This window comes from Embleya sp. NPDC005971 (assembly GCF_040629175.1).
In the GTDB taxonomy this organism is placed as follows: Bacteria; Actinomycetota; Actinomycetes; order Streptomycetales; family Streptomycetaceae; genus Embleya.
Map to the genome: position 1 here is coordinate 150,249 of NZ_JBEXUX010000018.1, position 6,823 is coordinate 157,071.

Here is a 6,823-nt window from a genome sequence, read left to right on the forward strand (position 1 = left end):
CTCTCCAGACGTATGCACGCCATCCTCTCTCATTCGGCCCAGGGCGGTGGGCCACGCCCGAGCCCTTATTCGTACTCGGTGCCGCCCTTGCGGGTGAGGTAGGCCGCGGAGACGATCTTGCCGATCGCCCGCCCGCCGACCACGTCGCTGTACCGCTCCCGGGCCGGGCGCACCACGAGCCCCTCCCGCAGGTGCGCACCCGTGCCCGAGACCGTCTCCCGGCCCTCGGCCAGGGCCAACAGCGCGGCCTCGTCGTAGGGCCCGGTGTACAACGTCGGCACCACCGGCGGCGCGACCGGCAACCCGGCGAGCAGGTCCGCGAGTTGCTCGGCGTCCACCCGGCGCACCACACCGGCGGCGTCCGCGAACGCGACATCGAAGACCGCGTAGCCCGGCAGCTCCGATCGACCCTGCGCGCCGTACGCCAGGTCCTGCACACCCTGCCCGAACACCTCGCCGAACACGCCCACCCGGGCCGCGCCGAAGCGCGCGGCCAACGACGCGGCGACCTCGGGCAGCCGGTGCGCGAGCACGCTGCGCCAATAGAGGTTGGACTCGTCCCGGACCAACGCCTGCGACCGCGCGCCGAAGCCCTTCGAGGAGACGAAGCTCTCGCCGGTGTCGGCCACATAGGTGTACAGGCACGCGGTCCCGTGGATCTTCTCGGTCGCCACCACCGGCTCGCCGGCGGTGAACAGCGCCGGGTAGCGCCGTACGTTCTCGATGTCGACCCACGGCAGCAACTCGGCCGCGGACACGATGTCGCCGCTCATGTGCACGGGGATCGGCGGCACCCACTTGACGATGCCCAGCAGCTCGGCGAAGTCCTCGTCGGCGGCGAGCGCGGCGGCCCGGTCCAGGCCCGCCAACGCGGCAGGCTGGCACACGATGCCCTGGGACAGCTCGCCGCGCAGCCGGATCGCCCGGACCCGGTTCTTCGCCGACCCGGCGAGCCGCCCGGTGAGCCCGAGCTCCTCGATCAGCGGGTCCGGCAGCACCGCCTGCTCCGGGATGTACAGCGCCACGTCACCGGTGACATAGGCACCCTTGGCGACCACGGCGCGGTACAGCCCGACCTGGGCCAGCTCCAGCGCGTCGGCGTTCGGGTGTGCGTGCACGACCAACCGCTCGACCGTGACCCTGAGTGTGGACATGCCCCGCCCCTTCCCTGCGCTCGCCTCGCGGTGAATCCGCGCCGTCGACACGGTCCCAAGCGGCCGGGCGGGGCCGCCAACGATTTATCGGCGCTCTGGGACAGGATGGGCCCATGCCGAACTTCATCGAAAAGCCCACGGTCGTCGAGGCGGCGGGCAACATCCCCAAGACCATTCGCGAGTTCGTCGGCCGGGTCAACACCGGCGACGAGGCGCTCAGCATCGCGCACATGACCAGCCCGGGCGGCTGGGAGGAGCCGGGCCAGCGCCCCGAGTTCGACGAGTACACGGTCGTCCTGCGCGGCGTGCTGACCGTCGAGTTCGAGGGCGGCAGCCAGGAGGTCGCCGCCGGCCAGGGCATCCACACCGCCGCCGGCGAGTGGGTGCGCTACAGCACCAGGACGACCGAGGGCGCCGACTACATCGCCGTCTGCCTCCCGGGCTTCGCCCCGAACACGGTGCACCGCGACGAGTAGACCTGTGGCCCGGCGGGTGGCGGTCGCCGCCCCGCCGGGCGCCCGGTGCGACGGGCTCAGATCTTGGCGGTGATGGTCGAGATGAACTTCGGCAGCAGTTCGCCCTGCCAGCCGGACCAGGGCGAGTCGGTGCCCTCCTTGGTGAGGCTGCCCGTACCGCCGATCTGGAGGACGTACTGCCCCTTGCGCAGCCGCAGGGTGTTGCTCGAGTAGTAGGCGTCGTCGGCGCCCCCCGCCGTACCGATCGCCTTGAAGTCGGACGCGACCCGCTGCGCGCTGTTCTTGCCGAGGTTCCAGGAGTAGTCGAGCTCCTTGGGAGCGTCGATGTTGTCGAACTGGATGTTCACCTTGATCACGTTGCTGTAGCCGAAGCCGCGCTTGGAGGTCATCGTGTACAGGCAGGTCGTGCTGCGCAGCGCCGGGCCCCGGGACTTGTAGGAGCCGACCGCGTTGGCGGTGCCCTGTTCCTCCTGGGTGATCACCTCGGGGATGACCTTGGCGATCTCCTCCGGCCGGATCAGATCGCATACGTCCGGCCAGGTGGACATGTCGCTCGCCACCGGCGCGAACCTGCCGCCGCTCTTGGGCGCGGGCGGCGCCTCGGGACGCGAGGCGGCCTTCGAGGCCGCCTCGGTCGGGGTGGCGCCGACCGCGTTCGGGTCGAAGCTCTCCAGCTTGCGCACGCTCTCCGTGGGGGGCAGCTTGACCGCTTCGTTCTTCTTGCCGTCCGTGCCGTTGATCAGCAGTGCCGCGATCACCGTCGCCGCCGTGCCCCCCGCGAGCACGGCCAGCCAACTGAAGACCTGCTTGCGGCGGTTGGGCCGCGGCGGCTCGGGCGGATACGGCTGCGGATAGCCGGGCGGGCCGTAGCCCGGCGGCCCGCCGTACTGGCCGGGCCCGCCGTACTGGCCCGGCGGCGGCTGCTGGCCGTAGCCGCCCTGCGGCGGGTAGCCGGGCCCCTGGCCGGAGTACTGGCCGGAGTTCGGGCTGTTGTATTGGCCGGTCATCGAGTGCTCCCGTGGGGACGAACCGTCGTGGGACAGCGGCGGATCAGTCGTCCGTCATCTTGATGTTGAGGACGCGCACCAGAGCCGGTCCGGCCTTCTTCGTCCAGGTGTCGGGTGCGTCGTTGGCGCCCGTCGAATCCTTGGTCATCGCGAGGACTTCCAGGACCACGTAGTAGCCCGGCGAGTCCGGCTTGGCGCCCTGCTTGTACAAGTTGAGCTTGCCGCTCTGACGGAACGCGTCCTGGACGAAGAGCTTGTTGCCCAGGTCCTCGTAGCCGGCGAACGGCGCCGCCTCCGCCTTGGCCTTCTCGTACGCGTCCTTGACCGGTCCGGCGTCGCCGATCGCCTTGATGGTCATGGTGAGCTTGCCGAGCTCGGTGGGGCTCTGCAGGTTGGGCAACTTGATCTGCACCGAGCACTCGAAGTTCCGGGGCGTCTTGGCGCCCTTGCGCCCCTGCCGCGAGCCCACGATGCTCGCGTCCGGGATCGCGTTCTGGATCTCCTTGTCGGACAACATCGTGCACGCGTCCGGCCACGTCCCGGTGTCCCCCGACGCGCGGAACTTCGGGCCGTCCACGACCGCCACCCCCGGCGGCGGCGTGTAGCCCTCGGGGAACGCGATGCCGTTCTCCGCCACCGGCTTGTCGCCCTTGTCGTTCTTCTTGTTGATCTCGTCGACGATGTACGAGGCCGCGACCGTGGCCAGCACACCGCCGACCACCACGCCGATCCAGCCCAGGATCGGCTTCAGCTTGCTTCGGCGCGGTGGCTGCTGGGGCGGCATCGGGCCACCGGGGTACGGCTGTTGGTACATCCCGGGCTGACCGTACGGCGGCTGCTGCTGCGGCGGCCCGCCGTACTGGTTCCCTCCTGGGTTCCCGATTCGTACCATCCCCGTGTTCCTCCCGATACCTGATCCGATGCGCTGTTCCGATGCGCTGTCGTTGCTGCCCTGCCGCGCGGACCGCGGTTTACATCCGTGCCACGAGGTAGCCGATGAGCGTCGGCCCGTACTGCTTGACGGCGTCGTCGCTCGGCAGCCGCGCCCCGCCCGGACCGCTCAGTCCACTGGCCATGTACAACTGCACGTAGTACGGGCCCTTGTGGAAGTAGATGTAAGCGTCGTCGCGGAACGCGTCGTCGGTGCCCAGCTTCGTGCCCAGTTCCTCGAACGTGCCGAACGGCTTGCGTCCGCGGCTCTTCTTGGTGTCGCCGTAGTGGCCCTTCGCGATCGCCGGCGTGCTCACCTCGTGGAGAGTGAGCTCGATCTTGGCGTACGTCGGATACTTCGGATTGTTCGGGTCCGGAACAGCGAGATCGAAGTTGCACTGGTTGTCCGCCGCGCCCGGGAAGTCGTACTTGACCGAGACGGTCGTGTCCGGCTTCCTGGTCTTGATCGTGGCGCCCTTGACGACCGACCCGATCTGCGCGTCCGACAACATCTCGCACGCCTTCGGCCAGGTCTTGCCGTCGTTGGTCGCGTTGAATTTTGCCCCGGCGTCGGTGGGCGGCGCTGCGGGGAAAACCATCGGGCGATCGATCGGCTCGGCACTTTGGCCGGGTTGGCCGGGTTGGCCGCTCTTGCCCCCGCCGGAGGCGCCGGGCTTCGCGGTGCCGACCGAGGTCGGGCCGGACTTGGCGGTGTCCTTGTCGTCGTCGTCCTTGTTCAGCAGCACGAAGCCGCCGACGCCGGCGCCGACCACGACGACGGCGACCGCGGCCCACAGCGCGATCCGGTTGTTTCGCCGCGGCGGCGGGGTGGGCTGCCCGTACGGGTGGCCGGGCGGTCCGTACGCCCCCGGCGGCGGGTAGCCGGGCTGCTGCGGCGGGTGGCCGGGCTGTTGCGGATAGCCGTGCTGCTGCGGGAAGGGCGGCTGCTGCTGCGGGTGTTGTGGGTACTGCCCGGGCTGACCGTAACCACCGCCCTGTTGCCCGGGCTGCTGCGGCCAACCCCCGCTCACAGCTTCTGCCCGACGACTGCGGCCACGGTCGGACCGTACTGACGCGCCATGGTGGAGCCCTTGAGCGGGTTGCCCTGCGAGTCCTCGATCTGGGCGTCCAGGGTGACCCACACCCGGAACCCGTTCTTGGAGATCTGCACCGTGCGGTTGTCGCGGAACGACCCGTCCACGCCGAGCTTGGCGGCCGGGATGTCGTCGTACTGGTCCGGGTAGGCCTTGGCGGCCGTCTCGGTCCGCGTCTTCTCCTTGTCGAAGGAGGCCTTCTCGTCGGCCAACGGCTTGTAGCCGTACGTGGTGACGTTGATCTTCGCGGGGTAGTCCGAGGACTGCAGGTTCGGCAGGTCGAGCAGGACGTCGCACTCGTTGTCGTTGACGTTCTTGCCGAAGATGTTCGAGTAGCGGCCCATGAAGCTCTTGCGCTCGCGGATGGTCGCCTCGGGGATGACCTGCTTGATCTCCTCGTCGGTCAACAGGTCGCAGGCCTTGGGCCAGGACTTCGGGTCGACCGAGACATTGCCGAACTTGGGCCCGGTGATCGCGGGCAGCGCGTCCGGGATCTTGAGCTGGTTGGTGATGTCGGCCTTCTTGGGGCCGGTCGCGGCGGTGTTCTCCGGCGCGGGCGCCTTGCCGGTGACGATCGGCGCGGCCGTGGTCTTCTGCGCCTCGGGGTCCTTCTTGTCGGTCGGGTCGTCGAAACCGACCAGCGCGACCACGACGGACGCGACGATGGCACCCGTGATACCGGCGATCCAGGTGCCGATCACCTTCTTGCTGCGTCCCCCGCGCGGCGGTTGACCGTCCGGGCCCAACGGGACCGGGTTCTGCGCGTACTGCTGGTAGTGCCCGTACTGGCTGTACTGCGGGTACGGATAGCCGCCGGACTCCTGGAAGCCGCCCGGCTGCCCCTGTTGTTGCGGAAAGCCGCCCTGCTGCTGTTGCGGAAAGCCGGCCTGCGGCGGATAGCCACCCTGCGGCGGGCCCGGCTGTCCCTGCTGTCCCGGTTGTCCCGGCGGGCCGGGTGGCATCGGCGGCACAGGCGGATAGCCCTGACCATCGCTCATCGGGAGGTCCCCCTCGGATCTCGGCTTCGCCTGGCGATTTTCGTGCAGGCAGCAGGCGCTGAGACATGCTGCCATGTGCATGGTGGGGCCGCAGCGGTCAAGGGTGTCGTTTGTGGCGACATTCACCTAAATAAGTCTCCCGGGGCGCACAACGTTTCGATGACGTCAAGCGTCTCGACCATCGGATCATCGCCCCGAAGCCGCCCCTCACAGGCTACGAGGCACTAAAGTTGAGTCAGGAATACTCAAGCGATTTGACCGGTTGCACCCGACGGCTCATCCTTGAGCGACAACCACTCAACTCTTTCCGTGGAGGAAGCGAATCATGGCACGTGCGGTCGGTATCGACCTCGGTACGACGAACTCCGTCGTCAGCGTTCTGGAAGGCGGCGAGTCGACCGTCATCACCAACGCGGAGGGGTCGCGGACCACACCGTCCGTGGTTGCCTTCGCGAAGAACGGTGAAGTGCTCGTCGGCGAGGTGGCCAAGCGTCAGGCCGTCACCAACGTCGACCGGACCATCCGTTCCGTCAAGCGTCACGTGGGCACCACGTGGTCCGTGGCGATCGACGACAAGAAGTACACCGCGCAGGAGATCAGCTCCCGCATCCTGATGAAGCTCAAGCGCGACGCCGAGGCGTACCTCGGTGAGAAGGTCACCGACGCGGTCATCACCGTGCCGGCGTACTTCAACGACGCCGAGCGCCAGGCGACCAAGGAAGCCGGCGAGATCGCCGGCCTGAAGGTCCTGCGCATCGTCAACGAGCCCACCGCGGCGGCGCTGGCGTACGGCCTGGACAAGGCCGACGAGCAGACCATCCTCGTCTTCGACCTCGGTGGCGGCACGTTCGACGTGTCGCTCCTGGAGATCGGCGACGGCGTAGTCGAGGTCAAGGCCACCAACGGCGACAACCACCTCGGCGGCGACGACTGGGACCAGCGGGTGATGGACCACCTGGTCAAGCAGTTCCAGAACGCGCACGGCGTGGACCTGTCCAAGGACAAGATGGCCCTCCAGCGCCTGCGCGAGGCGGCGGAGAAGGCCAAGATCGAGCTGTCCTCCTCGATGGAGACCTCGATCAACCTGCCCTACATCACGGCCTCGGCCGAGGGCCCGCTGCACCTGGACGAGAAGCTCACCCGCGCCCAGTTCCAGCAGCTCAC

At 68.8% G+C, this 6,823-nt stretch carries 7 protein-coding genes; 2 read left to right on the plus strand and 5 right to left on the minus strand.

Features of this window, described 5'->3' with window-relative positions; all coding sequences use genetic code 11:
• Positions 1-65: 65 nt before the first annotated feature.
• Positions 66-1,154, minus strand: coding sequence for an RNA ligase (ATP) (locus ABZ374_RS18490; protein WP_360312179.1), 1,089 nt, complete (start codon positions 1,152-1,154; stop codon positions 66-68).
• Between the two features lie 113 nt (positions 1,155-1,267).
• Between ABZ374_RS18490 and ABZ374_RS18495 the strand changes: the two genes are divergently transcribed.
• Positions 1,268-1,630: a cupin gene (locus ABZ374_RS18495; RefSeq protein WP_360312181.1), complete on the plus strand. Its 363-nt coding sequence runs from the start codon at positions 1,268-1,270 to the stop codon at positions 1,628-1,630.
• 56 nt (positions 1,631-1,686) lie between these two features.
• On the opposite strand, the gene ABZ374_RS18500 is transcribed toward ABZ374_RS18495, so the two are convergent.
• The 4 genes from ABZ374_RS18500 to ABZ374_RS18515 all read right to left on the minus strand — a co-directional run bounded on the left by ABZ374_RS18500 (position 1,687) and on the right by ABZ374_RS18515 (position 5,659).
• The gene (locus ABZ374_RS18500; RefSeq protein ID WP_360312183.1) at positions 1,687-2,637 is read right to left on the minus strand and encodes a hypothetical protein; all 951 of its coding nucleotides are present in this window, start codon (positions 2,635-2,637) and stop codon (positions 1,687-1,689) included.
• A 43-nt stretch (positions 2,638-2,680) separates the two neighbouring features.
• A complete protein-coding gene (locus ABZ374_RS18505) occupies positions 2,681-3,529 on the minus strand; it encodes a hypothetical protein (protein ID WP_360312185.1) in 849 nt (282 codons plus the stop codon).
• Positions 3,530-3,608: 79 nt separating this feature from the next.
• Positions 3,609-4,598: a hypothetical protein gene (locus ABZ374_RS18510; protein ID WP_360312187.1), complete on the minus strand. Its 990-nt coding sequence runs from the start codon at positions 4,596-4,598 to the stop codon at positions 3,609-3,611.
• A complete protein-coding gene (locus tag ABZ374_RS18515) occupies positions 4,595-5,659 on the minus strand; it encodes a hypothetical protein (RefSeq protein ID WP_360312189.1) in 1,065 nt (354 codons plus the stop codon). Before ABZ374_RS18515 ends, ABZ374_RS18510 begins: the two co-directional genes overlap by 4 nt.
• A 325-nt stretch (positions 5,660-5,984) precedes the next feature.
• On the opposite strand from ABZ374_RS18515, the gene ABZ374_RS18520 reads away from it, so the two are divergent.
• Positions 5,985-6,823, plus strand: an 839-nt coding sequence (locus tag ABZ374_RS18520; protein WP_360312191.1) for an Hsp70 family protein, incomplete at its 3' end; no start/stop codon positions are given.

Excerpts from the sequence above, each read along its gene's own strand:
- ABZ374_RS18490 (WP_360312179.1), bottom strand. The coding sequence starts at position 1,154 with ATGTCCACACTCAGGGTCACGGTCGAGCGGTTGGTCGTGCACGCACAC.
- ABZ374_RS18495 (WP_360312181.1), top strand. The coding sequence starts at position 1,268 with ATGCCGAACTTCATCGAAAAGCCCACGGTCGTCGAGGCGGCGGGCAAC.
- ABZ374_RS18500 (WP_360312183.1), bottom strand. The coding sequence starts at position 2,637 with ATGACCGGCCAATACAACAGCCCGAACTCCGGCCAGTACTCCGGCCAG.
- ABZ374_RS18505 (WP_360312185.1), bottom strand. The coding sequence starts at position 3,529 with ATGGTACGAATCGGGAACCCAGGAGGGAACCAGTACGGCGGGCCGCCG.
- ABZ374_RS18515 (WP_360312189.1), bottom strand. The coding sequence starts at position 5,659 with ATGAGCGATGGTCAGGGCTATCCGCCTGTGCCGCCGATGCCACCCGGC.